The sequence below is a fragment of the Kosakonia sp. HypNH10 genome, assembly GCF_029850615.1.
GTDB classification, from domain to species: Bacteria; Pseudomonadota; Gammaproteobacteria; order Enterobacterales; family Enterobacteriaceae; genus Kosakonia; species Kosakonia cowanii.
Genome location: NZ_JAOTIU010000001.1, coordinates 1,006,857 through 1,029,389 on the forward strand (window position 1 = coordinate 1,006,857; position 22,533 = coordinate 1,029,389).

Sequence of the window (22,533 nt, forward strand, 5' to 3'; positions counted from 1 at the left end):
AAAGCGGCCGGAGTGGCCACGCGCGAAGAATATCACGCGTGCAGACAACTACCTAGAAGAGTGAGCGGCCTCCAGGAGAAATCCTGGCGGACTGCTTATGCCTTGAGAGCCGGCGTTTCGTCGCGCAGCGTCGGGCAGAACTGACACATCTCCAGCAGGATGGCGACGTAGGCGCGCGCCTCTTTTTTCAGATCGAAAGATTGTGGCGCAAAGAGCCAGTTTTCCATAATTCCGGAGACATAGGCGCGCATCAGCACCGCGACACGGCGGGTTAAAAGATTGGCGGGTAATAATTTCGCCTGAATACATTCAGTGAGTGTATTTTCAATGCGATCGTAACTTTCCAGACATAAATCGCGCTGCGCCTCCTGCACTACCGCCATTTCGCCGACAAACTCGCATTTATGGAAGATGATCTCCATCATCAGGCGACGCCGCTCTTCGACAACGGTGGCTTCGAGGATATAAACCAAAATTTCTCTTAATACTGAGAGTGGATCGCCAGGGAATTTTGCCCGATACTCAGTTTCAAGATCTCCAATACTGGATTCCGACAGTTCCCAAATTTCACTAAACAAATCTGACTTGTTTTTGAAATGCCAGTAAATCGCGCCGCGAGTTACTCCTGCCGCCTGCGCAATTTCAGCCAGCGAAGTTGATGAAACGCCCTGCCGGGAAAACAGCCGCATGGCGACATCAAGGATGTGTTGTCGCGTCTCAAGCGCCTGTTGTTTGGTTTTTCGTGCCATATGTCGGTGAATTTACAGGAGTCAGATTTACATACATTTGTGAATGTTTGTACCATAGCACGACCATAATATAAACGCAGCAATGGGTTTTTGGGCCTTTGATCCATTGATCAATTTGAAATCGGACACTCGAGGTTTACTTATGAACATAAACAGAGGGCTAACGCCTCTGGCGGTCGTTCTGATGCTTTCGGGCAGCTTAGCGCTTACAGGATGTGACGATAAACCTGCGCAGCAGCAGCAGGGAGCCGGCCAGGCGCCGGAAGTCGGCGTGGTAACAGTGAAAGCGGCACCTCTGCAGATCACCACCGAGCTGCCGGGTCGCACCACTGCATATCGCATTGCTGAAGTCCGTCCGCAGGTTAGCGGCATTATTTTGAAGCGCAACTTCACCGAAGGCAGTGACGTCGAAGCGGGTGTCTCGCTCTATCAAATTGATCCAGCAACCTATCAGGCTGCCTACGACAGCGCGAAAGGCGATTTAGCCAAAGCGCAGGCGGCGGCGAATATCGCGCAGATGACCCTGAACCGTTATAAGAAACTGTTGGGCACCAAGTACATCAGCCAACAGGATTACGATACGGCGCAGGCGGACGCGCAGCAGGCAAACGCCTCAGTTATCGCCGCGAAAGCTGCGGTCGAGAACGCGCGCATCAACCTGGCTTACACCAAAGTCACCTCCCCAATTAGCGGCCGTACAGGTACCTCTACCGTTACCGAAGGTGCGCTGGTGCAGAGCGGGCAAACCACTGCGCTGACCACCGTGCAGCAGCTTGACCCGATCTATGTCGATGTCACCCAGTCCAGCAACGATTTCCTGCGCCTCAAGCAGGAGATGGCTAGCGGTTCGCTGAAGCAGGATAACGGCAAAGCGAAAGTGGAACTGGTGACCAACGACGGCATGAAGTATGACCAGTCCGGTACCCTTGAATTCTCGGGCGTAACCGTCGATCAGACCACCGGTTCAATCACCCTGCGCGCCGTGTTCCCGAACCCGGACCACACGCTGCTGCCGGGCATGTTCGTGCGCGCCAAGCTGGAAGAAGGGGTTAACCCGAACGCCCTGCTGGTTCCGCAACAGGGTGTGACCCGTACGCCGCGCGGTGACGCAACGGCGATGGTGGTGGGTGAAGGCGACAAAGTTGAAATCCGCAATATCACCGCGACCCAGGCCATTGGCGACAAGTGGCTGGTTACCGATGGCCTGAAAAGCGGCGATCGAGTGATCATCGAAGGGTTACAAAAAGTCAAACCTGGCGTGCAGGTCAAGGCCCAGGAAGTGACATCTGACAAGAAAGAGCAAGCCCAGGCCAACGGCCAGTCAGAGCAACCGAAGTCTTAACTTAAACAGGAGCCGTTAAGACATGGCTAAGTTTTTTATCGATCGCCCCATATTTGCGTGGGTTATCGCGATTATCATCATGCTGGCGGGGGCGCTATCGATCCTCAAATTGCCGGTGGCGCAGTATCCAACGATTGCGCCACCTGCGGTTCAGATCACCGCTTCTTACCCGGGTGCTGATGCGAAAACGGTGCAGGACACCGTAACGCAGGTTATCGAACAGAACATGAACGGTATCGATAACCTCCTTTATATGTCCTCAACCAGTGACTCCTCTGGTACGGTCCAGATCACCATCACCTTTGATTCCGGTACTGATGCGGATATCGCGCAGGTTCAGGTGCAGAACAAACTGCAGCTGGCGATGCCGCTTCTGCCGCAGGAAGTGCAGCAACAGGGCGTGAGCGTTGAGAAATCTTCCAGTAGCTTCCTGATGGTGCTTGGTATGATCAGTACCGACGGCTCAATGAAGCAGGAAGATATTGCCGACTATGTGGGCGCGACCATTAAAGATCCGGTCAGCCGTACCAAAGGCGTGGGTGACGTTCAGCTATTCGGCGCGCAGTATGCGATGCGTATCTGGATGGACCCGAACAAACTCAATAACTTCCAGCTGACGCCAGTTGACGTGATCACGGCTATCAAAGCGCAGAACGCCCAGGTCGCGGCCGGGCAGTTGGGCGGTACGCCGCCGGTGAAAGGGCAGCAGCTGAACGCCTCGATCATCGCGCAGACCCGTCTTACCTCGACCGACGAGTTTGGCAAAATCCTGCTGAAAGTGAACAGCGATGGCTCGCAGGTTCGCCTGCGCGACGTGGCGAAGATTGAGCTGGGCGGCGAAAGCTATGACGTTGTCGCACGCTACAACGGTCAACCAGCGGCGGGCTTAGGTATCAAACTGGCAACCGGTGCGAACGCGCTGGATACCGCAGAAGCAGTACGCGCGACCATTGCCGGTCTCGAACCTTTCTTCCCGCACGGTCTGAAAGTGGTTTACCCGTACGACACCACCCCGTTCGTTAAGATCTCGATTAACGAAGTGGTTAAAACGCTGGTTGAAGCGATCGTGCTGGTCTTCCTGGTCATGTATCTGTTCCTGCAGAACTTCCGCGCGACGCTGATCCCGACCATTGCGGTGCCGGTGGTGCTGCTGGGTACCTTTGCCATCCTTAATGCCTTCGGCTACTCGATAAACACCCTCACCATGTTTGGTATGGTGCTGGCGATAGGCCTGTTGGTGGATGACGCCATCGTGGTGGTGGAGAACGTCGAACGTGTGATGATGGAAGAGGGTCTGCCGCCAAAAGAGGCAACCCGGCGTTCGATGGATCAGATTCAGGGCGCGCTGGTCGGTATTGCGCTGGTGCTGTCGGCGGTATTTATTCCGATGGCCTTCTTCGGCGGCTCTACCGGCGCAATCTATCGTCAGTTCTCCATTACCATTGTTTCGGCGATGGTGCTGTCGGTAATTGTCGCGCTGATCCTGACGCCGGCACTCTGCGCCACCATGCTGAAACCGGTCGCCAAAGGCGATCACGGCGAGCATAAAAAAGGCTTCTTCGGCTGGTTTAACCGCATGTTCGATAAGAGCACGCACCACTACACCGACAGCGTAGGTAATATCCTGCGCAGCACCGGTCGTTATCTGCTGCTCTATATCGTTATCGTTGCGGGCATGGCGGTGCTGTTTGTTCGTCTGCCGAGTTCGTTCCTGCCTGATGAAGACCAGGGCGTGTTTCTGACCATGGCCCAGTTGCCTGCCGGCGCGACGCAAGAGCGTACGCAGAAGGTGCTGGACGAAGTGACGAAATACTATCTGGAGAATGAGAAAGCCAACGTTAACTCGGTCTTTACCGTTAACGGCTTCGGCTTCTCGGGCCGCGGGCAGAATACCGGTCTGGCGTTCGTTTCGCTGAAAAACTGGGACGAGCGTGCGGGTGAAGAGAACAAAGTTCCGGCGATTGCAGGTCGTGCCAGCGCGCACTTCTCACAGATTAAAGATGCGATGGTCTTCGCCTTTAACCTGCCGGCAATTGTTGAACTGGGTACCGCAACCGGCTTCGACTTCCAGCTGATTGACCAGGCTAACCTCGGTCACGATAAGTTAACGCAGGCGCGTAACCAGCTGTTTGGCGAGATTGCGCAGCATCCGGATCTGCTGGTGGGCGTGCGTCCGAACGGTCTGGAAGATACGCCGCAGTTCAAGATCGATATCGATCAGGAGAAAGCGCAGGCGCTGGGCGTGTCGATTAGCGACATCAACACCACGCTGGGCGCAGCCTGGGGCGGCAGCTACGTGAACGACTTTATCGACCGCGGTCGTGTGAAGAAGGTTTACGTTATGTCGCAGGCGCAATACCGCATGCTGCCAAACGATATTGGCAACTGGTATGTGCGCGCAACGGACGGTCAGATGGTGCCCTTCTCCGCGTTCTCCACCACGCACTGGGAGTATGGTTCACCGCGTCTGGAGCGTTACAACGGTCTGCCGTCAATGGAACTGCTGGGCCAGGCTGCACCGGGCCGCAGTACCGGTGAAGCGATGGATCTGATGGAGCAGCTGGCAAGTAAATTGCCAACCGGCATCGGTTTTGACTGGACCGGCATGTCCTATCAGGAACGCCTCTCCGGCAACCAGGCACCGGCGCTGTACGCCATTTCGCTGATCGTCGTCTTCCTCTGTCTGGCGGCGCTCTATGAGAGCTGGTCGATTCCGTTCTCGGTGATGCTGGTGGTTCCGCTTGGCGTTATCGGTGCCCTGCTCGCTGCGACGTTCCGCGGTCTTGGCAACGACGTTTACTTCCAGGTGGGCCTGCTGACAACCATTGGCTTGTCGGCGAAGAACGCGATACTTATCGTCGAATTCGCCAAAGATCTGATGGATAAAGAGGGCAAAGGGCTGATTGAAGCGACGCTTGAGGCGGTCCGTATGCGTCTGCGTCCGATTCTGATGACCTCGCTGGCGTTTATCCTTGGGGTACTGCCGCTGGTTATCAGTACCGGTGCGGGCTCCGGCGCGCAGAACGCCGTCGGTACTGGCGTAATGGGCGGGATGATCACCGCGACCGTGCTGGCCATCTTCTTTGTTCCGGTATTCTTTGTGGTGGTTCGCCGCCGCTTCAGCCGCCGCAGCGAAGATGTTGAACACAGCCACAAGGTTGAACAGCACTGATCCTCTCTGCTGATATAAGAAAAGGCCGCGCATAGCGGCCTTTTTCTTTTTTACAGCGTTGTGCTTTCCAACTCATCGGATCATTAAATACGTTATTGTTTAAGTGATTAATTTATGCGTTACCATTAAGGCATATAATCACTGTGTATTTGCGAATGTGCTATATTTTCCAGTAATAATCTTAATTTCTCTTAATATTACTTTAAGTCAGAAAAATCCTGGCAGAAAAATATTCTTATAAGTGGAATAATCGGACTCATGCTAACTTAATGAATTGTAAGGCAGTAAGATGACTTACTTAGCCTGATGAGACGATTCGCATCGCTACTTTTCTCTGTGCCGCGCCGCTTTTACCGCAGGAAAAGATATTATTTGTAATTTTTCGTGATAGCTCAATGAAATCCTATTCATAGTGGCTTATAGTTATATCAACGAACATAAATCAGCATATGTCTCTGGTCAGAGCAGAAGTTCCCATCCTGAATCAGCCTTTGGTTAGTAAAAAAATTACCACTCAGAAGGGGATGCGTTATGGACGAATACTCGCCGAAAAGGCATGATATTGCGCAGCTTAAATTTCTCTGCGAATCGTTGCACCAGGAGTGCCTCGCCAATCTGGAAGAGAGCCATCATGGATGGGTTAACGACCCCACATCAGCCATCAACCTGCAGTTAAATGAGCTGATTGAGCATATTGCAACCTTCGCGCTGAATTATAAAATTAAGCACGATAAAGATAATAAACTGATTGAATTGATCGACGAATACCTTGATGACACGTTTATGTTGTTCAGCAGTTACGGTATTAATACACACGACTTACAGAAATGGCGTAAAACAGGCGGTAAGCTGTTTCGCAGTTTCGACAATGTAAGCAAGGCTAATCCAGTAAGCCACTCTTGTTAATTTTTCAACACTAAGGTGAAGACATGTCCGAAAAACCATTAACAAAAATTGATTATTTGATGCGTTTAAGGCGCTGCCAATCAATTGATACGCTCGAACGCGTTATTGAAAAAAATAAATACGAACTGACCGACGATGAGCTTACCGTGTTTTATTCAGCGGCCGATCATCGTCTGGCTGAACTGACCATGAATAAGCTTTATGACAAAATCCCCTCGTCGGTGTGGAAATTTGTTCGCTAATTCTTCTCAATGTTAAGAGATGTTATTTCTGCCACAGTCAATCGTTCAACCTCCGTACCAGGTACACTCTAAAAAATGAATGATGAAAAACAGAAAATGATCGCCGGTCTTCCCTACCGGGCGGGCGACGACACTCTGCGCGCCGATCGGCTGCGCGCGCGGCAGCTGCTGCACCGTTACAATCACTCCAGCCCGGATGAAAAAGCAGAACGTAAAGCGATTCTTGCCGATCTGCTCGGGCAGAGTGAAGGAGCTTATATCGAGCCCACTTTCCGCTGCGACTACGGTTACAATATTTTCCTTGGTGAAAGCTTTTACGCTAATTTCGATTGCGTAATGCTGGATGTCTGCCCGATTCATATTGGCGATAACTGCATGCTGGCCCCGGGCGTTCATATCTATACGGCGACGCACCCGCTCGATCCTGTTGAGCGAAACAGCGGTGTGGAATATGGCAAGCCCGTTCACATTGGTCACAATGTGTGGATTGGCGGACGCGCGGTAATTAATCCGGGCGTCACCATCGGCGATAACGCCGTGATTGCCTCCGGCGCGGTGGTGGTGAAAGATGTACCTGCTAATGTGGTGGTCGGCGGCAATCCGGCACGCATTATCAAACATCTGACCGAAGCAACCGTTTAGTAACTGTTATCTTTTTTTGTGGCAGAACTGTTACTTTTTTCACACTGGACGGCAACTTAAAATAGCGTGTCCACCTGCAAATCAGTATCAATAAAGGCCCAAGATGACAGAAATACAGCGGCTGCTCACCGAAACGATTGAAGAGATCAACCAGCGCGAGAAACGGGACAACCGACCGCGCTTCAGCATCAGTTTTATTCGCAACCATCCGGGTCTGTTTATCGGCATGTATCTGGCCTTTTTTGCGACCCTGGCGGTGATGCTGCTGTCCGACACCCTTATCGGCTCCGTCTGGCTGCTGGTGGTGCTTTTCATCGTTCTGAACGGTTTCTTCTTCTTTGATGTCTACCCGCGCTATCACTTTGAAGATATCGACGTGCTCGACTTCCGCGTCTGCTACAACGGCGAGTGGTATAACACCCGCTTTGTGCCGCAAAGCCTGATCGACGCCATTATGCAGTCGCCGAAAGTCAGCGCTGAAGAGAAAGCCCAGCTGGAAAAGATGATAACGCGTAAAGGCGATCTGTCGTTTTACGACATTTACACCCTCACCCGCCCGGCCTCTGCGCAGCCCACCGCGTCGGTGGCTCAGCACTCTGCCGGTTAAGCATGCTGCCGCGCGTAACAGCGCGGCACGCTCCTCCCTCTTTTTCAGGAATATCTCTCCTTTGCGATTTGTGGTCTGATAAAACCCGACCGCCACCCGCCTTCTCAAGGAGAAACGATGACTCAGCTGAATCAATATCAACAACCTGTCGGCGAAGCCCTGCCCGACTGGCAGCCCCGCCCTTTTCCGCAACGTCTCACTTTTGAAGGCCGTTTCTGCCGCCTTGAACCGCTTAACGTCGATCATGCTGCCGCGCTGTTTCAGGCGCACCAGCAGGCGCCGGATAACCGAAGCTGGACCTGGCTCACCCGCGAGCCAGAAAAAAACGAAGCGGAGTATCTTCACTGGGTTGAGAGCAACTGTGCGCTGCGCGATCCCATCCATTTTGCGGTGATCGATCTGCGCACCGGCAAACCGGTCGGCAGCCTGGCGCTGATGCGTATTGATACCGAGAATGGGGTGATGGAGGTGGGACACGTGCATTTTTCGCCGCTGCTCAGCCGCACGCCAGCGTCAACGGAAGCGCACTGGCTGTTAATGCGTTACGCCTTTAGTACGCTCGGCTATCGCCGCTATGAGTGGAAATGCCACAGCCTGAATGAACCGTCGCGCCAGGCTGCGTTGCGGCTAGGCTTCCAGTTTGAGGGACGCTTTCGCCAGGCGATGGTGCGTAAAGGGCATAACCGCGATACGGACTGGTTTTCGATTATTGATGGCGAGTGGCCCGCCGTTGACCAGGCGTTGCAACGCTGGCTTGCCGCCGATAACTTTACCGCCGACGGCAAGCAGCGCGCTTCGCTGGCATCGCTTCGCGCTTAACGTCTCTTCTTCTTACCCTGCACCGCTTTAAAGCGCGGGTTCGATTTGCAAATCACATAGATACGCCCCTTGCGCCGGACAATCTGGCAGTTAGGGTGGCGTTGCTTTGCGCTGCGCAATGAATTGAGTACCTGCATGGTTTACGCCTTCTTATCGTTAAAGAACCGGCCATAGCGCTGCTGGAACCGCGCCGCGCTGCCTTCAGTGGAGATCACTTTCTGCTTACCGGTGTAGTAAGGGTGCGACGCAGACGAGACCTCAATGGTGATATAGGGATATTTCACCCCTTCAAGCTCAATTTCCCGATCCGTTCGGATGGTCGAACCCACTTTGAAGTATTCGTTGGCGCTGGTGTCGTGAAACACCACGGTGCGGTAATGGGGATGGATATCAGGTCGCATAATTCACTCATCTGTTTTGTTATAACATAACAAAAGTCTATCGGAGATGTGTCGCCATTTCAAGCAGCGCGCGTTATGCGTTTTTCGCAAAAGCACATGATCCTGCGCGGTCATAAATTAGAAAAGAAGGTTATTGGTTCAATTTTCTCGCCTGAGGCAAGCTGAGTAAAACCCGCTAACAGGAGACGATCATGCGTTGTTGTTGCCGCCCAACCCTGAACCTGACACATCCCCCTTTATCGACTATTTGCGGAGAAAACAGTGAACGCAGCCACCTTACCGGTTCTCGATCTCGCCCGTTATACCAGCAGCGCTGAACGCGATGCCTTCCTCGCCGACCTGCGCCACGCCGCGCGCGACATCGGCTTTTTCTACCTGATTAACCACGGTGTTGACGACGTTCTACAGGATACCGTGCAGCATGAAGCCCGCCGCTTTTTCGCCCTCACCGAGGGGCAAAAAGAGCAGGTAGCGATGATCCACTCGCCCCACTTTCGCGGCTACAACCGCGCTGCATCGGAGATCACCCGCGGCCAGCCGGACTGGCGTGAACAGTTCGATATCGGCGCCGAGCGCCCGGCGCTGTTACTGAGCGACAGCGATCCGCGCTGGCGGCGGTTACAGGGGCCAAACTTATGGCCAGAGGCCTTACCGACGCTGAAACCGGCCCTGCTTGAGTGGCAGCGCGCCATGACATCGATGGCGCTGCGCCTGCTGCGCGCCTTTGCCGAAGCGCTGCAACTTCCCGCCGATGCGTTTGACGAACTGTATGGCAGCAAGCCCAACGAGCACATCAAACTGATCCGCTATCCGGGCCAGCACGCCACGCAGAGCGCGCAGGGCGTCGGGGCGCATAAAGATTCCGGTTTCCTCAGCTTCCTGCTACAGGATGAGCAAAAAGGGTTACAGGTCGAGGTCGCGCCCGGTCGCTGGATCGATGCCGCACCGCTAGCTGGCAGCTTCGTGGTCAATATCGGCGAACTGCTGGAACTGGCGACTAACGGCTATCTGCGCGCCACGGTGCACCGGGTTGTTTCCCCACCGGCCGATCGCGAGCGGCTCTCCATCGCCTTTTTCCTCGGCGCGCAGCTGGAAGCCAATGTGCCGCTCTACACCCTCCCCCCTCATCTGGCAGAGGAGGCGCGCGGGCCGGAGAGCGATCCGCTCAACCCGCTTCTGCGCGATGTAGGCTGGAACTACCTGAAAGGCCGCCTGCGATCCCACCCGGACGTGGCGGAACGTTACTACCGGGATGTGCTGCGTAGCCGCACAGAACAGCTGATCGCCTGACCCTAACTACAAGGAATACACCATGAAATATGTCGCATTGACGCTGGCAGGTGCCGCGCTGTCTCTCTCGCTGGCGGGCTTCGCCGCCCAGGCCGCTCCCTTACGTGTCGCCGCCGACCCGGTGCCGCACGCCGAGATCCTCAACTACATTAAAACCCTCGATCCGAAACTCGATCTGCAAGTCGTCGAGCTGAGCAACGGCGCCAATGCCAACGAGCTGCTGGCGAATGGCGACGTCGACGCCAACTACTTCCAGCACCTGCCCTATCTGAAAGATCAGGAAAAAGTGCTGGGCAAGCCATTTGCCGTGGCGGCGACGGTGCATATCGAGCCGCTTGGCATCTACTCGCGCAAATACAAAAACTTTACTTCGCTGCCGGATAACGCCACCGTTGCCGTGCCCAATAATCCCACCAACCTCAGCCGCGCGCTGTTTCTGCTGCAAAGCCAGGGGCTGATAAAACTCGACGCTAAATTTACCGATCCGGCCACCACCCAGGCGACGCCGAAAAATATTGCTGAAAACCCGAAACACCTGAAGATCCTTGAGATCGAATCCCCGCAGATCCCGCGCTCGCTGGATGATGTCGATTTGGCGGTAATCAACGGCAACTATGCGCTGGAAGCGGGTCTAACGCCGGCAAAAGATGCGCTGGGGCTGGAGAGCGCGGATCATAACCCCTACGCCAATATTCTGGTCACCACGCCACAGCTTGCCAATGATCCGCGAATCAAAGCGCTGGCTAAAGATCTCACTTCGCCGCAGGTGGCCGAGTTTATTCGCAAGCGTTATCACGGTTCGGTGATCCCGGTCGCGCCGCAGTCATGATTACCATCGAAGGGCTGAGTAAAATCTATGCCGGAACAGGCCGACCGGCATTAAAGGATCTCTCGCTTAACGTACCGAAGGGGGCGATCTACGGCATCCTTGGGCGCAGCGGTGCGGGAAAAAGCACGCTGATCCGCTGCCTGAATCTGCTGGAGCGGCCCACGACGGGCCGCATTATCGTCGACGGCTGCGATATCACCCGGCTTGATAACGCCGGGCTGCGCGCGCACCGCCTGCGTACCGGCATGATTTTCCAGCACTTCAATCTTCTTCATGCGCGCACGGTGGCGCAAAACATCGCCGTGCCGCTGGAGATTGCCGGCGTGCCGAAAGCGCAGCGCCAGTCACGCATTGAGGAACTGCTGTGGCTGGTGGGGTTGAGCGATAAAGCACACGCTTACCCTTCGCAGCTTTCTGGCGGGCAGAAGCAGCGCGTCGGCATTGCCCGCGCGCTGGCTACCCGGCCGCAGGTGCTATTGTGCGATGAAGCGACCAGCGCCCTCGATCCGCACACCACCGCCTCGGTGCTATCGCTGCTGGCGGATATCAACCAGAAGCTGAACCTGACGATTGTGCTGATCACCCATGAGCTGGAGGTGGTGAAAACCCTCTGCGATCACGCGGCACTGCTGGAGGATGGCAAGCTGATTGAGCATGGCAAAATCGCCGATCTGCTGATGACGCCGCGCTCGAAACTGCGCCAGTCGCTGTTACACGATCCGCAAAGCGAGCAGGCGTTTCTTGCCCGCCACGGCTTTAACGGGAGGCCATTATGCGTGGTGGCATGAGCTGGGACGAACTCTGGCCGCTGCTGGCGAACGGCACGCTGGAGACGCTCTATATGGTCGGGCTGGCGGCACTCTTTACGGTGCTGATTGGCCTGCCGCTTGGCGTGCTGTTATTTATCTCGCGGCGCAATGGCCTGGCACCGATGCCGACGCTGAATGCCGTACTCGGCAGCATCGTCAATGTCGGCCGCTCGCTGCCCTTTATTGTGCTGCTGATTGCGCTGATCCCCTTCACGCGCCTGTTGATTGGCACCACGCTGGGCAGCACGGCGGCGATTGTGCCGATCACCATCGGTGCCTTTCCCTTCTTTGCGCGCTTAACCGAAAACGCCCTTGATGAGGTGGAGTATGGCCGTATCGAAGCGATCCTCTCGATGGGTGGCAACCTGTGGCATGTGATTGGCAAAGCGCTGCTGCCCGAAGCGCTCCCCTCGCTGCTGGCGAGCATTACGCTGACGGTGGTAATGCTGATCGGTTTCTCGTCGATGGCGGGAGTCATTGGCGGCGGCGGGCTCGGCGATCTTGCCATCCGCTACGGTTATCAACGCTTTAACGATCAGGTGATGGTTGGAACGGTGGTGATCCTGGTGGTGCTGGTGCAGGGCGTACAGATGGCAGGAGAGAGGCTGGTGCGCCGCCTGGCGCACCGACGTTAAGCTATTTTTGCGCCTCTTTCGCCAGCAGCAGCGTGGTGAGCGCAAAGGAGAGCACCAGCGCAATCGCCACGCCCGACAGCGCAAAGATAAAGTAGGGGCCAATGTAGGCCGGCAGGCTGAAGATGCTCGACAAAATATAACCGTAGAGCCGCACGCCGAAGAAGGCGATAAACGCCGAGGCCAGGGAACTGGCGACGGTGGCGGCGATAAAGGCTTTTTTGTAGCGCGTTAAGACACCAAACAGCGCCGGTTCGGTAATGCCGAGCAACGCCGAAATGGCCGCCGACAAGCTGACGCTCTTCTCCTGGCGATCTTTACTCAAGCGCCAGATGGCAAAGGTCGAGCCAGCAATCGCCATATTGGCCATAAACATCATCGGCATCAGCATGTCATACCCGCGATCGCTGAAGTTTTGCAGCGCTATCGGCGTCATGGCGTGGTGCATGCCGGTGAGGATCGCCACCGGGCGAATCGCGCCCACCACCAGTCCGGCGAAACTGGCCGAAATACTGAACAGCCCTTCAATAAACAGCGCCAGCCCTTTACCCAGCCAGATGCCGATGGGGCCAATCACCACCAGCGCTGCCAGCGCACCGAGGAACAGCGTCAATGTTGGCGTAAAGACAGTCTTCAGCACCTCCGGCATAATGCTGTCCACCCAGCGATGGATATAGCTGAGCGCCAGCACCGAGAAGATCACCGGGATCACGCTTGCCGAGTAGTTAAAGACGGAAACCGGGATGGCGTTAAGCAGCCAGAAGGCGCTGACCGCCCCCTCCTGATGCGCCGCCAGCGCTTTCGCCGCCTCGATAAGCGAGGGGTACATCAGGCAGGCCGCGACCGCTGCCGCCAGATATTCATTGGTCTTGAATATTTTTGCCGCCGAGACCGCGAGGAAAAAGGGCAGGAAGTAGAAGACGCCGCTGGCAATCAGATCGATAACGATCACCGTATCGCTTTTCGCCGAGATGACGTTGAGGGCAATCAGCCCGGCCAGCAGCCCTTTGATCATCCCCGCACCGGCAATGGCAGGCACAATCGGCCCAAAGACGCCGGAGACCGTATCCATAAACAGCGACACCAGGCTTTTGCGCCCCCTCTCTTTCGCAGCCGGTGCTGTCGGCGCATCGCCCAGCGCGGCGAGAAGCTGTTCGTACCAGCTGTTGACCTGCGGGCCAATCACAATCTGGAACTGGTCGCTTTGCAGCTGCGCGCCCAGCACGCCGGGCACTTTTTTAATCTCCGCCTGCTCCACTTTATTGTCATCCACCAACGAGAAGCGCAGGCGCGTCATACAGTGCCAGACGTTATGAATATTATCCCGCCCGCCCACCAGGCGAATAATATTGGTGATGGCTTCTTGCGTGCCCATAAAAACTCCTGCCGGATGTGTTGTTGTTTTAGTGATTGCTAACAAGGGTAGAGAAATGCCGGGAGCAAAACAAACCAATAAAATATGAAATCCGTCACACTTTGCTTCTATCAAGCATTCATTAACGCAACAAAGCGCAAATTGGTCTGGTTTTTAATTCCATTAACAGGCGAAAGCTGACCAAAATATTTATTCGAAAAAAGCGTTTACCTCGCGGCGAAATTAGGGTGAAGATAGTGGCCATTCCCCGCTTATATTTCGCTGTAAAGGAGTTCCCGTGACGCCAACGCTTATCCAGAATATCGACTGTTTTATTACCCGCCCCGACAGGCATAACCTGGTCGTCGTGCGGGTAACAACCGATAAAGGTGTCATCGGCCACGGCTGTGCGACCTTTCAGCAGCGCCCGCTGGCGGTCAAAACGGTGGTGGATGAGTACCTGAAGCCGCTGCTGATTGGTCGCGATGCCAATAACATTGAAGATCTGTGGCAGATGATGAGCGTCAACGCCTACTGGCGTAACGGCCCGATCCTTAATAACGCCATCTCCGGTGTTGATATGGCGCTGTGGGATATCAAAGGCCAGCTCGCCGGGATGCCGCTCTATCAGCTGTTGGGTGGGAAATCCCGCGATGCTATCGCCGCCTACAGCCACGCCAGCGGTGAAACCCTCGATGAACTCTTTACCTCGGTTGATAAGCTTGTTGCGCAGGGATATCGCCATGTGCGCTGCCAGCTTGGTTTTTACGGCGGTACGCCTTCGCAGCTGCAAACGCCGGAAAACCCGACGCCGGGTGCCTATTTCGACCAGCAGGAGTACATGCGCAACACCGTCGCCATGTTTAAAGCGCTGCGCGAGAAGTATGGCGACAGCCTGCATATCCTGCACGACGTGCATGAGCGCCTCTTCCCTCAGCAGGCGGTGCAGCTGGCGAAGCAGCTTGAGCCTTATCAGCCCTACTTTATTGAAGATATTCTGCCGCCCGCGCAGAGCGGCTGGCTCGATCAGGTGCGCCAGCACAGCAGCGCGCCGCTGGCGATGGGCGAGCTGTTTAACAACCCGGCGGAGTGGCACGATCTGATTGTGAACCGCCGCATCGACTTTATCCGCTGCCATATTTCGCAGCTTGGCGGTATTACCCCGGCGCTGAAGCTGGCGGTGCTCTGTCAGGCCTTCGGCGTGCGCCTGGCCTGGCACGGCCCGGGCGATATGACGCCCATCGCGGTGGCGGTCAATACCCATCTCAATATCCATCTGCATAACGCCGCGATTCAGGAGTATATCCCGCGCTCCGCCACCACAGATGCGGTTTTCCCCGGTGCGCCGCAGGTGAAAGCCGGCTTTGTCTATGCGCCGGAGAAACCGGGCATCGGCGTTGGGTTTAATGAAGAGGAGGCACGCGCCTGGCCCGTCACCTACCGCACCCATGAGTGGACGCAGAGCCGCCTCACCGACGGCACCATGCACACGCCGTAATTCAGCCGCCGCCCTGGCGGAAGGTCAGGTTTTCGCGGTTATGCGGGATGACATAGGTACAGCTGTAGTTGATATCGATAATGTCGCTGATCTCGTAGACCTGGCCGCCTTCGAGAATGCCGCGGTTGCTGATATGCATCGCCGGGCTGCCCTTTTTGCAGCCGAGCAGCGCGGCCTGCTCGCGGCTGACGTTCACTGCCCGGTAGGTGGTGAGCAGGTGGGAAATTTGATACCCCTTGCTTAATACATACTGCTGCAATGAGCGCTCAATCACCTGCTGATTGAGATCGGCAAAACCCTCGACCGGCATACGTGAAATCTCAATCTGCACCGCCTGCTCGTCAACAAAACGCAGGCGGCAAAACTGCCAGATAAAGCTCTCATCGTTCAGGCCAAAGATCTGCTGCTCATCGCGGTTCGGCCGCTTCTTATGCAGGCTTATCATGCGAAAGCGGATCTGATCGAAACGCTTCTCGGTGATCGAGTTGTAGACCAGCGGATTGTTGCGCGCCTGCTCATTAATCCAGATGCCGGAACCCTGCACAATGCGCACCACGCCGATGCTGGCAAGCTTCTCCAGCGCCTGGCGGATGGTGAAACGCGACACGCCATACTCCTGCGCCAGCTGCCGCTCCGGGGGGAGTTTGCGCGAGCCTGGCGCGCTGTTCTGGTAAATTTTGCTGAGCAGATCCTGCGTGACAAACTCTTTTTTCTTCATCCACCCCTTCCCAACGCGAACCGCTACCGGCGCATGTTATAGCCTCAGACCGGTAAAGATACCCGATGTCATGCGGGAACAACATGCCCGGTGCGGAACCGGCGTCTACGCCTGCTGCCAGCGCAAGCGGTAACGCACCCGCTCCTGCTGCAAAATAAACTCCGGCGAGACGCTCGGGCTCCAGGAGTCATCCCCGCCGACGCCCATATGGAAGGCGTCGAGGTGCAGCCAGCAGCCCGCCTCTTCGCGCAGCAGATGGTGGTGCGTCGTCTCCCGCAGTTGAGTGTCGCTGTAGCAGCCAAGGGAGAAGTGGAACCGCCCCTCCAGCTGATGCGCGCCACACTGTAACAGCCGGGTGTCGCAGCGCAGGCCATTTTCGCCCGGGAAAATATAGGGCGTATGCAGCGCTGCCAGCGGCTGCGTCCAGCGGCCCTGGCAGGCCGCGAGTTTACGGTCCGGGTAGTTCTCATGAGGGCCAAGACCGAGCCAGCTCACCTCTGCCGGGCGCTCAGCCAACTGGCACACCAGCCCGATGCGCGCCGGTGGCGGAATATCATTTGCCACCACCACCTCAATATCGGCCTGTAACCCGCCGGTCCTATCAATCCGCCACGTTTTCTCGCTGATAAAGGCGCTTTTCCCGGCACCGATCCAGCGGTGCACCGTGCGCAGCGTTACCTGTTGTGCGCTCTCCTGCACCTCAAAGCTCAACAGCTCGGCGTGCAGATCGTACATCCCCGCCGCTTTCCAGCGCTCCACCCAGGCATTGGGATCGATGCGCGTCACTTCACTGACGCCGATATCGTTATCGAGCGGTGCGCGGGTAAAGCAGTCGGCCACCGGTGTCAGCAGCGTCTCCTGCCCGTCGCGCCACCACTGCACCAGATTGCCGCTTTGGCGGCAGAAGGCCCAGCGCTGGTTGCCCTGGGTAACGGTGTAGGTTTCATCATTAACTTCGAGCGTCGGTTGCTCGCCCTGTTTAGCAGGCACTGCAACCCAGAGCGGTGCAGGCAAGCGCCACTGATCCCAGGCGCAGCGATGCCCGGCCGCAGACCAGGCCGTCGCCTCGCGCTGGTAAACCTCGACGTTAAGCCACACTTCGCCCGGCGCGGCGGCCAGCTCCGGCAGGTCCAGCGCGATCTGCACCTTGCCCTGCGGCGCAATGACCAGCGCGGTTTCGCCCTGCGCCAGCACCTCGCCGTCGCGCTCGACGCGCCAGCGCAGCACTTCATTATCGCTGGTGCGGAACAGGTATTCGCTGGTCACGTCGATGGTCAGCGGTGAAGCGCTAAGCAGAGAGAACTGGAAAAACTGCTGCGCGCGCTGCGCTTCAAACAGCGCCGGATGCGGAGTACGATCCGGGAAAACCAGCCCGTTCATGCAGAACTGACGGTCGTTCGGCGTATCGCCAAAATCTCCGCCGTAGGCCCAGAACGGCTCCCCGTCTGCACCAATTTTTGTCAGTGCCTGGTCAACCCAGTCCCAGACAAAGCCGCCCTGCAAACGCGGCGCGGCGCGAAACGCCTGCCAGTATTTGGCGAAACCGCCAAAGCTGTTGCCCATCGCATGGGCATATTCACAGAGGATCAGCGGCCGGGTCTCATCGGGCATGCCGATCCACTTTTTGATCGACCATTTTGGTACGGCCGGGAAGGGCTGATCCTGGTCGACGCGGGAATACATCGGGCAGATGATATCCGTCGCCGCGCTGTTCGCCCCGCCCCCTTCGTACTGCACCGGGCGCGTTGGATCGGTGCTCTTCAGCCAGCGGTACAGCGCATCGTGATTCGCGCCATGCCCGGACTCATTGCCCAGCGACCAGATGATGATCGACGGATGGTTGCGATCGCGCTGCACCATGCGCGTCACGCGCTCGCTCATCGCTGGCAGCCAGCGCGGATCATCCGCCAGGCGGCTCATCGGCACCATGCCATGCGTTTCAATATTGGCTTCATCCACCACGTAGAGACCGTAGCGATCGCAGAGGCGATACCAGAGCGGATGATTAGGGTAATGGGAGCAGCGCACGGCGTTAAAGTTGTGCTGTTTCATCAGCTCAATATCGCGCCGCATGGTCGCTTCATCCACCGCCTGGCCGCGCTCCGGGTGGTGCTCGTGGCGGTTAACGCCGCGGATCAGCAGCGGCTGGCCGTTAAGTTTCAATAAACCCTGGTGGATCTCGACGTGGCGGAAGCCGACATCGCAAGCTTCGGCTTCGACACAACTGCCCTGCGCATCGTAAAGGGTCAGCGTCAGGCGATAGAGGTTCGGCGTCTCGGCGCTCCAGAGCAGCGGCGACTCAACCGGCAGCGTCAGGCTCAGGCGCTCCGCCCAGTTGCCGCGCTCATCGACCACCGCGCTGCCGGGCGTCTCTTCGCCAGAGGCAATCTTTTCGCCATTGCGCCACAGTACCGCCGTCACGCGCGATCCGGCAAACTCCCCGGCCAGTTCCACCGTCACCTGCACGCTTGCGCGGGTAAACTCCGCGTTGAGCGCAGTGGTGTAGTGGTAATCAGCAATGTGCAGCGCCGGTTTATGTTGCAGCGAGACGTCGCGGAAGATGCCGCTCATGCGCCACATATCCTGATCTTCGAGATAGCTGCCGTCGCACCAGCGCAGCACCATCACCGCCAGGCGGTTTTCGCCTGCGCGCAGCACCGCGCTAAGATCGAACTCCGCTGGCAGGCGGCTATCCTGCGAGTAACCAACCCACTGCCCGTTGCACCAGAGATGAAAAGCTGAATTAACGCCGTCAAACACAATCCGCGTCTGCCCCTCGGCGATTGCCTCTGCCTCCACGTTAAATGTGAGCGAGTAACAACCGGTTGGATTCTGCTGCGGAACAAACGGTGGGTTAACGGGGATCGGATAGGTCACATTGGTATAGATTGGCGTATCGAAGCCCTGCATCTGCCAGTTGGAGGGCACCGGCATTGCCACAGCATCGGCGCAATCCTGCTCCAGCCACTGCTCAGGCACCGCTTCCGGTGAGGCGAAAAAACTAAACTGCCAGATCCCATTCAACGAGCGATGCGCTGTGGAGTCCGCTTCATCGCGCGCGGCGGCTTCATCGCGCCAGCTGCGCATTGGAGCATGCGCCGCCAGGCGATGCCACTGGGTAACAACCGGGTTTTCCCAGTCGCGGCGGGAGAATAATGATGCAAGGGTGGATGGCATAACAACCTCTTTTGCGAAGCGCTCACAATTTTCAGCACAATGGCGCAAACCGGGCCATAGGTAAAGGCGCAGAGCGGCTGAAAGCGAAGAGGATCACAAAAGCTTAGCGGCGATGGAGTAAAGCCACCTGCTCCGCCAGCTGTTGCAGGCGCCGGGCCAGCGCTTCACCGCTCTCTTTTTGCTGTGACAGCGGCGCGCTGGAGTGGCGCTCGACCAGGCTGACCGGCAGGCGCATCCGGCAAAGATCTTCGCCCTGCGTCTGGCTATTCAGCAGCCACTCCACGCTGCGCGCGCCCGCCTCTTTGAAGGCCTGACGCACGGTGGTAAGCGGCGGCGAAAACCAGGCGCTGTCGTCGGTATCGTCATAACCGACCACCGAGATCTGCTCCGGGACGGCAATGCCTTTTGCCGCGCAGGCGCGCAGTACGCCAAGCGCCATCTGATCGTTTGCCACCAGCACCGCCTGCGGCAGTTGCGGCCCGGCGAGTAAGCGCTGCGCCTTTTCAAAACCGGAGGCCGCGCTCCAGTCACCGTGCGCGCAGGCGAAGGGAGCCAGCTTTGCTTCCTCCAGCGCCGCCAGCCAGCCGCTAAAGCGGGCGCGTGCCGAAACCGAGCTCTCCGGCCCGCCGAGCAGCGCAATTCGCTCATGACCCAGTGCGCGCAGGTGTTCAACCCCAAGGCGCGCGCCCTGAAGAGCGTCAAACACCAGGCTGTTGACCGACGCCGTGTCGCTGACATCAAGAAACAGCACCGGCACCGGTGCGGCCTGCGCCGCCAGCTGCTGCGCCAGCGCATCGTCGAGGGGGACGTTAATCAGCACCCCTTCAACCCGTTGCGCCAGCAGCTCCTGCAATGCCGCCGCACAGCTTTGTGCATCGTGCTGTTCAACCATTGAGATCATCACGCTGGCTCCCGCCTGCCCGGCGCGGCTCTTGACCGCCGAAGCAATTTGCGATGGCGCATGCAGTGCCAGATCGGTGGTCACTAAGCCAAGGGTTTTGCTGCGTTTCCCCGCCAGTTGCTGCGCGCCGCGGTTGGGTACATAGTGCAGCGCCGCCATCGCCGCCTGCACCTTTTCACGGGTACGCGCAGAGACATGGGCCGCATCGTTGATCACGCGGGAGACGGTCTGGTAAGAGACGCCGGCATGGCGGGCGACATCATAGAGAGTGATGGTTTTCATAAGCTTCCGGGCCACTGCGAATTTTAGGCAGTATACCCGCTTCATCGCCCGTTGCCTGCGCGCGGTGACGGGAAGCAAAAAGAAATAACGACGAGCCACAAACGGCTCGCCGTAAACATCATCCTTAATGCTTTATTGAGATGGTTGCTGTTATTATTTGAACCATCATCACACTTTTATTTGCAATTAAAATGATGGTTTCATGACAAGTGTGTTACTGCTGGCGGGGAATGGGGAATCCTTTCAGCGAAATAATAAAGCTATTCCCTTCTTTTTTAATTTTAGCGCCAGCGTCACACCAGTCCGATGCAATGCGAAAGAACTCATCTGTGCCAATATTCCAGTCCAGACGAACTTGTTTAACGAACCCTGAGCGCAGCAGCTCGCACGCTTCACGGTAACTGTGGGCGATGGAAAGCAGTTGTTGGTTCATTTTCTCTTCTTCAGAAGTTTGCGTAGTGCTTTGATTTCTTTGGTTGTAAGTGGCGTTGCGCTCTCTTCTTCCGTGTGCTGGCTGTCGACCTCTTCCTCTGATACGCTCTCCTCTTCCACTGCCTCAAACGCCAGCAGGAGAAGCTTTTGGGTCGCCGAACCTAAATTCTCATTGTTGACTTCAGCATAATGGCGAAGTTTCTCTTTTAACGCTTCATCAATTCTTACGTTTAATACAGCGCTGGTCATGATTATCCCTTCTGGTGTGAATAAACACGCTAATTAATACACGAACTTAGGTGGTCGATCCACAAATATATTTCAGAAATATAACAAGCCGAAATACCCCATAAATAATTTGCACGAGAAAGATGACATAAATATTAAATTAATATTTCAATATTATGACAATTTTAATATATGGGTGAGAAATTACTTAGAAGAGATAATTAAATGACAGCCCAGGCGGGCTGTCGGCGCGGGCATCAGCCGTACAGGCGGTTCCAGTCATCGCGGGTGATCTCCCACAACTCGGTCTCTAACTCGCCCGCCACATAGTGGCCTGGCTGGCGGCGAACCAGCCGCATACCGCTGCTGTGTGAGATCTTTCTCGACCGCTCGTTAGCCACCGCTTTTGGCGCGCGCAGCACCTCGCGGTTCAGGCCATTGAACCAGTAATCGGTCACCGCGTGGCATGCTTCGCGCATATAGCCCTTCCCTTGCCACTCCGGTGCCAGCCAGAAACCGCGGTTGTTATCCGGCGTGTTCATCAGGCAGATAACGCCCATTAACTCGCGCTCATCCTCTTTACGGCGCAGCGTCCAGAACCAGCCTTCACCGGCGCGGCTCGCCGCCAGCGCGACGTTATCAACATAGTGCTGCGCTGCCCCTTCCGGGTAGGGCCACGGCACGCTGGCAATCAGGTAACGCACGATCTCCCAGCGCGGAAAAATGCGCTGGATCTGCTCAGCATCGGCAGATACCAGCGGTAGCAGGCGTAATCTTTCGGTCTCCAGAATGGGTGTGGTCATAGGCTCTCTCCCTTCAGGCCGAAAGCGTCGGCCTGTGATAACTCAGCATCCCTTAACTTTATCTGCCTGTAAACCTGACAAAAATGGCTAGGCGACCGGTTTTACTTCTGCAACGGGAGCGGGGCGCGGTGCGAAGCGAAACCACGGCAGGCAGAGCTGGATCAGCGGGCCGATGGTCAGCGCATAGAGCACCGTGCCGACGCCGAGCGTGCCGCCCAAAAGCCAGCCAATCAGCAGCACCGACAACTCAATCACGGTACGGATGCTGCGCACCGACCAGCCGGTGCGCGCATGCACTCCGGTCATCAGCCCATCGCGCGGCCCGGAGCCGAACCCGGCACCGATATACATCGCGGTGGCGATAGCATTAACCACAATGGCACTGGCGAGCAGCGCGCTGCGCGGTAGCAGCTGATCCAGCGTTGGGATCATCGCCAGCGCGGCATCGGCCGCCAGCCCTATCACCATCACATTACTGATGGTGCCAAGCCCAGGGCGCTGGCGCAGCGGGATCCACAGCAGCAGCACCAGCGCGCCGGTGGCGATCATTACCGTGCCGATATCCAGCGCCAGCAGTTTCGCCACGCCCAGGTGAAAGACATTCCACGGATCGGCGCCAAGATCGGCGCGCACAAACATGGCGGTAGAGAGGCCGTAAAGGGATAACCCGAAATAGAGTTGCAGTAATCGACGCAGCATA

23 protein-coding genes are annotated in these 22,533 nt (G+C 56.7%); 12 read left to right on the forward strand and 11 right to left on the reverse strand.

The window, feature by feature from the left end; all coding sequences use genetic code 11:
• Nucleotides 1-95: 95 nt before the first annotated feature.
• Nucleotides 96-749 (reverse strand): multidrug efflux transporter transcriptional repressor AcrR, encoded by a 654-nt coding sequence (gene acrR, locus N7V53_RS04885; RefSeq protein WP_279792418.1) that lies wholly within the window; start codon nucleotides 747-749, stop codon nucleotides 96-98.
• A 142-nt stretch (nucleotides 750-891) separates the two neighbouring features.
• Between acrR and acrA the strand changes: the two genes are divergently transcribed.
• The 7 genes from acrA (at nucleotide 892) to N7V53_RS04920 (ending at nucleotide 8,479) form a co-directional block, all read left to right on the forward strand.
• Nucleotides 892-2,091, forward strand: coding sequence for a multidrug efflux RND transporter periplasmic adaptor subunit AcrA (acrA, locus tag N7V53_RS04890; protein WP_279792420.1), 1,200 nt, complete (start codon nucleotides 892-894; stop codon nucleotides 2,089-2,091).
• Between the two features lie 22 nt (nucleotides 2,092-2,113).
• A complete protein-coding gene (gene acrB / locus N7V53_RS04895; RefSeq protein ID WP_279792421.1) occupies nucleotides 2,114-5,263 on the forward strand; it encodes a multidrug efflux RND transporter permease subunit AcrB in 3,150 nt (1,049 codons plus the stop codon).
• A gap of 531 nt (nucleotides 5,264-5,794) precedes the next feature.
• Nucleotides 5,795-6,169, forward strand: coding sequence for an Hha toxicity modulator TomB (gene tomB / locus N7V53_RS04900; protein WP_023478264.1), 375 nt, complete (start codon nucleotides 5,795-5,797; stop codon nucleotides 6,167-6,169).
• 23 nt (nucleotides 6,170-6,192) lie between these two features.
• Nucleotides 6,193-6,411 (forward strand): HHA domain-containing protein, encoded by a 219-nt coding sequence (locus N7V53_RS04905; RefSeq protein ID WP_023478287.1) that lies wholly within the window; start codon nucleotides 6,193-6,195, stop codon nucleotides 6,409-6,411.
• A gap of 75 nt (nucleotides 6,412-6,486) precedes the next feature.
• Nucleotides 6,487-7,053 (forward strand): maltose O-acetyltransferase, encoded by a 567-nt coding sequence (maa, locus tag N7V53_RS04910; RefSeq protein ID WP_279792425.1) that lies wholly within the window; start codon nucleotides 6,487-6,489, stop codon nucleotides 7,051-7,053.
• Between the two features lie 103 nt (nucleotides 7,054-7,156).
• A complete protein-coding gene (locus N7V53_RS04915; protein ID WP_279792427.1) occupies nucleotides 7,157-7,660 on the forward strand; it encodes a YlaC family protein in 504 nt (167 codons plus the stop codon).
• A 117-nt stretch (nucleotides 7,661-7,777) separates the two neighbouring features.
• On the forward strand, nucleotides 7,778-8,479 hold the full coding sequence (locus N7V53_RS04920) for a GNAT family protein (protein ID WP_279792429.1): 702 nt from the start codon (nucleotides 7,778-7,780) through the stop codon (nucleotides 8,477-8,479).
• Here N7V53_RS04920 and ykgO read toward each other — a convergent pair.
• Both ykgO and N7V53_RS04930 read right to left on the reverse strand, forming a co-directional pair.
• Complete coding sequence (ykgO, locus tag N7V53_RS04925; protein ID WP_279792431.1) at nucleotides 8,476-8,616, reverse strand: type B 50S ribosomal protein L36; 141 nt, start codon at nucleotides 8,614-8,616, stop codon at nucleotides 8,476-8,478. The two genes, N7V53_RS04920 and ykgO, sit on opposite strands and share 4 nt — an antisense overlap.
• 3 nt (nucleotides 8,617-8,619) lie before the next feature.
• Nucleotides 8,620-8,880 (reverse strand): type B 50S ribosomal protein L31, encoded by a 261-nt coding sequence (locus tag N7V53_RS04930; protein ID WP_279792433.1) that lies wholly within the window; start codon nucleotides 8,878-8,880, stop codon nucleotides 8,620-8,622.
• A gap of 261 nt (nucleotides 8,881-9,141) precedes the next feature.
• Here N7V53_RS04930 and N7V53_RS04935 point away from each other — a divergent pair, with 261 nt between their 5' ends.
• The 4 genes from N7V53_RS04935 to N7V53_RS04950 are packed head-to-tail and all read left to right on the forward strand — an operon-like array spanning nucleotide 9,142 to nucleotide 12,443.
• The gene (locus tag N7V53_RS04935) at nucleotides 9,142-10,170 is read left to right on the forward strand and encodes an isopenicillin N synthase family oxygenase (RefSeq protein WP_279792435.1); all 1,029 of its coding nucleotides are present in this window, start codon (nucleotides 9,142-9,144) and stop codon (nucleotides 10,168-10,170) included.
• Between the two features lie 22 nt (nucleotides 10,171-10,192).
• Complete coding sequence (locus N7V53_RS04940; protein ID WP_279792437.1) at nucleotides 10,193-10,999, forward strand: MetQ/NlpA family ABC transporter substrate-binding protein; 807 nt, start codon at nucleotides 10,193-10,195, stop codon at nucleotides 10,997-10,999.
• On the forward strand, nucleotides 10,996-11,787 hold the full coding sequence (locus tag N7V53_RS04945) for an ATP-binding cassette domain-containing protein (RefSeq protein ID WP_279792439.1): 792 nt from the start codon (nucleotides 10,996-10,998) through the stop codon (nucleotides 11,785-11,787). Before N7V53_RS04940 ends, N7V53_RS04945 begins: the two co-directional genes overlap by 4 nt.
• Nucleotides 11,784-12,443 carry a methionine ABC transporter permease gene (locus tag N7V53_RS04950; RefSeq protein ID WP_164483653.1) on the forward strand — a complete coding sequence of 220 codons (660 nt, stop codon included), beginning with the start codon at nucleotides 11,784-11,786 and terminating at the stop codon, nucleotides 12,441-12,443. The genes N7V53_RS04945 and N7V53_RS04950 overlap by 4 nt, the downstream gene beginning before the upstream one ends.
• 1 nt (nucleotide 12,444) lies before the next feature.
• Here the strand turns inward: N7V53_RS04950 and N7V53_RS04955 are convergent, their stop codons facing one another.
• A complete protein-coding gene (locus tag N7V53_RS04955; RefSeq protein ID WP_279792440.1) occupies nucleotides 12,445-13,815 on the reverse strand; it encodes a PTS transporter subunit EIIC in 1,371 nt (456 codons plus the stop codon).
• 277 nt (nucleotides 13,816-14,092) lie between these two features.
• Here N7V53_RS04955 and N7V53_RS04960 point away from each other — a divergent pair, with 277 nt between their 5' ends.
• Complete coding sequence (locus tag N7V53_RS04960; RefSeq protein WP_279792441.1) at nucleotides 14,093-15,292, forward strand: enolase C-terminal domain-like protein; 1,200 nt, start codon at nucleotides 14,093-14,095, stop codon at nucleotides 15,290-15,292.
• Nucleotide 15,293: 1 nt separating this feature from the next.
• Here N7V53_RS04960 and N7V53_RS04965 read toward each other — a convergent pair whose 3' ends face one another.
• From N7V53_RS04965 to N7V53_RS04995, 7 genes are all read right to left on the reverse strand, one after another.
• Nucleotides 15,294-16,010, reverse strand: a complete 717-nt coding sequence (locus N7V53_RS04965) for a GntR family transcriptional regulator (RefSeq protein ID WP_279792442.1) — start codon at nucleotides 16,008-16,010, stop codon at nucleotides 15,294-15,296.
• A gap of 105 nt (nucleotides 16,011-16,115) precedes the next feature.
• Nucleotides 16,116-19,187 carry a beta-galactosidase gene (locus tag N7V53_RS04970; protein WP_279792444.1) on the reverse strand — a complete coding sequence of 1,024 codons (3,072 nt, stop codon included), beginning with the start codon at nucleotides 19,185-19,187 and terminating at the stop codon, nucleotides 16,116-16,118.
• Between the two features lie 103 nt (nucleotides 19,188-19,290).
• Nucleotides 19,291-20,370, reverse strand: a complete 1,080-nt coding sequence (locus N7V53_RS04975; protein WP_279792446.1) for a LacI family DNA-binding transcriptional regulator — start codon at nucleotides 20,368-20,370, stop codon at nucleotides 19,291-19,293.
• Nucleotides 20,371-20,584: 214 nt separating this feature from the next.
• Nucleotides 20,585-20,803 carry a hypothetical protein gene (locus N7V53_RS04980; RefSeq protein ID WP_023478265.1) on the reverse strand — a complete coding sequence of 73 codons (219 nt, stop codon included), beginning with the start codon at nucleotides 20,801-20,803 and terminating at the stop codon, nucleotides 20,585-20,587.
• Nucleotides 20,800-21,051, reverse strand: coding sequence for a hypothetical protein (locus tag N7V53_RS04985; protein ID WP_023478273.1), 252 nt, complete (start codon nucleotides 21,049-21,051; stop codon nucleotides 20,800-20,802). The genes N7V53_RS04980 and N7V53_RS04985 overlap by 4 nt, the downstream gene beginning before the upstream one ends.
• Before the next feature lie 236 nt (nucleotides 21,052-21,287).
• Nucleotides 21,288-21,833, reverse strand: a complete 546-nt coding sequence (locus N7V53_RS04990) for a GNAT family N-acetyltransferase (RefSeq protein WP_279792449.1) — start codon at nucleotides 21,831-21,833, stop codon at nucleotides 21,288-21,290.
• An 87-nt stretch (nucleotides 21,834-21,920) separates the two neighbouring features.
• Nucleotides 21,921-22,532: a hypothetical protein gene (locus N7V53_RS04995; RefSeq protein WP_279792451.1), complete on the reverse strand. Its 612-nt coding sequence runs from the start codon at nucleotides 22,530-22,532 to the stop codon at nucleotides 21,921-21,923.
• Between the last annotated feature and the right edge of the window lies 1 nt (nucleotide 22,533).

What these genes read in the sequence shown, in the direction of transcription:
- N7V53_RS04975 (WP_279792446.1), bottom strand. Translation starts at nt 20,370, where the DNA reads ATGAAAACCATCACTCTCTATGATGTCGCCCGCCATGCCGGCGTCTCT.
- N7V53_RS04940 (WP_279792437.1), top strand. Translation starts at nt 10,193, where the DNA reads ATGAAATATGTCGCATTGACGCTGGCAGGTGCCGCGCTGTCTCTCTCG.
- N7V53_RS04945 (WP_279792439.1), top strand. Translation starts at nt 10,996, where the DNA reads ATGATTACCATCGAAGGGCTGAGTAAAATCTATGCCGGAACAGGCCGA.
- acrB (WP_279792421.1), top strand. Translation starts at nt 2,114, where the DNA reads ATGGCTAAGTTTTTTATCGATCGCCCCATATTTGCGTGGGTTATCGCG.
- N7V53_RS04950 (WP_164483653.1), top strand. Translation starts at nt 11,784, where the DNA reads ATGAGCTGGGACGAACTCTGGCCGCTGCTGGCGAACGGCACGCTGGAG.
- tomB (WP_023478264.1), top strand. Translation starts at nt 5,795, where the DNA reads ATGGACGAATACTCGCCGAAAAGGCATGATATTGCGCAGCTTAAATTT.
- N7V53_RS04990 (WP_279792449.1), bottom strand. Translation starts at nt 21,833, where the DNA reads ATGACCACACCCATTCTGGAGACCGAAAGATTACGCCTGCTACCGCTG.
- N7V53_RS04980 (WP_023478265.1), bottom strand. Translation starts at nt 20,803, where the DNA reads ATGAACCAACAACTGCTTTCCATCGCCCACAGTTACCGTGAAGCGTGC.
- N7V53_RS04985 (WP_023478273.1), bottom strand. Translation starts at nt 21,051, where the DNA reads ATGACCAGCGCTGTATTAAACGTAAGAATTGATGAAGCGTTAAAAGAG.
- N7V53_RS04995 (WP_279792451.1), bottom strand. Translation starts at nt 22,532, where the DNA reads ATGCTGCGTCGATTACTGCAACTCTATTTCGGGTTATCCCTTTACGGC.
- acrA (WP_279792420.1), top strand. Translation starts at nt 892, where the DNA reads ATGAACATAAACAGAGGGCTAACGCCTCTGGCGGTCGTTCTGATGCTT.
- N7V53_RS04970 (WP_279792444.1), bottom strand. Translation starts at nt 19,187, where the DNA reads ATGCCATCCACCCTTGCATCATTATTCTCCCGCCGCGACTGGGAAAAC.
- N7V53_RS04905 (WP_023478287.1), top strand. Translation starts at nt 6,193, where the DNA reads ATGTCCGAAAAACCATTAACAAAAATTGATTATTTGATGCGTTTAAGG.
- N7V53_RS04930 (WP_279792433.1), bottom strand. Translation starts at nt 8,880, where the DNA reads ATGCGACCTGATATCCATCCCCATTACCGCACCGTGGTGTTTCACGAC.
- N7V53_RS04965 (WP_279792442.1), bottom strand. Translation starts at nt 16,010, where the DNA reads ATGAAGAAAAAAGAGTTTGTCACGCAGGATCTGCTCAGCAAAATTTAC.
- N7V53_RS04920 (WP_279792429.1), top strand. Translation starts at nt 7,778, where the DNA reads ATGACTCAGCTGAATCAATATCAACAACCTGTCGGCGAAGCCCTGCCC.
- N7V53_RS04955 (WP_279792440.1), bottom strand. Translation starts at nt 13,815, where the DNA reads ATGGGCACGCAAGAAGCCATCACCAATATTATTCGCCTGGTGGGCGGG.
- acrR (WP_279792418.1), bottom strand. Translation starts at nt 749, where the DNA reads ATGGCACGAAAAACCAAACAACAGGCGCTTGAGACGCGACAACACATC.
- N7V53_RS04915 (WP_279792427.1), top strand. Translation starts at nt 7,157, where the DNA reads ATGACAGAAATACAGCGGCTGCTCACCGAAACGATTGAAGAGATCAAC.
- ykgO (WP_279792431.1), bottom strand. Translation starts at nt 8,616, where the DNA reads ATGCAGGTACTCAATTCATTGCGCAGCGCAAAGCAACGCCACCCTAAC.
- maa (WP_279792425.1), top strand. Translation starts at nt 6,487, where the DNA reads ATGAATGATGAAAAACAGAAAATGATCGCCGGTCTTCCCTACCGGGCG.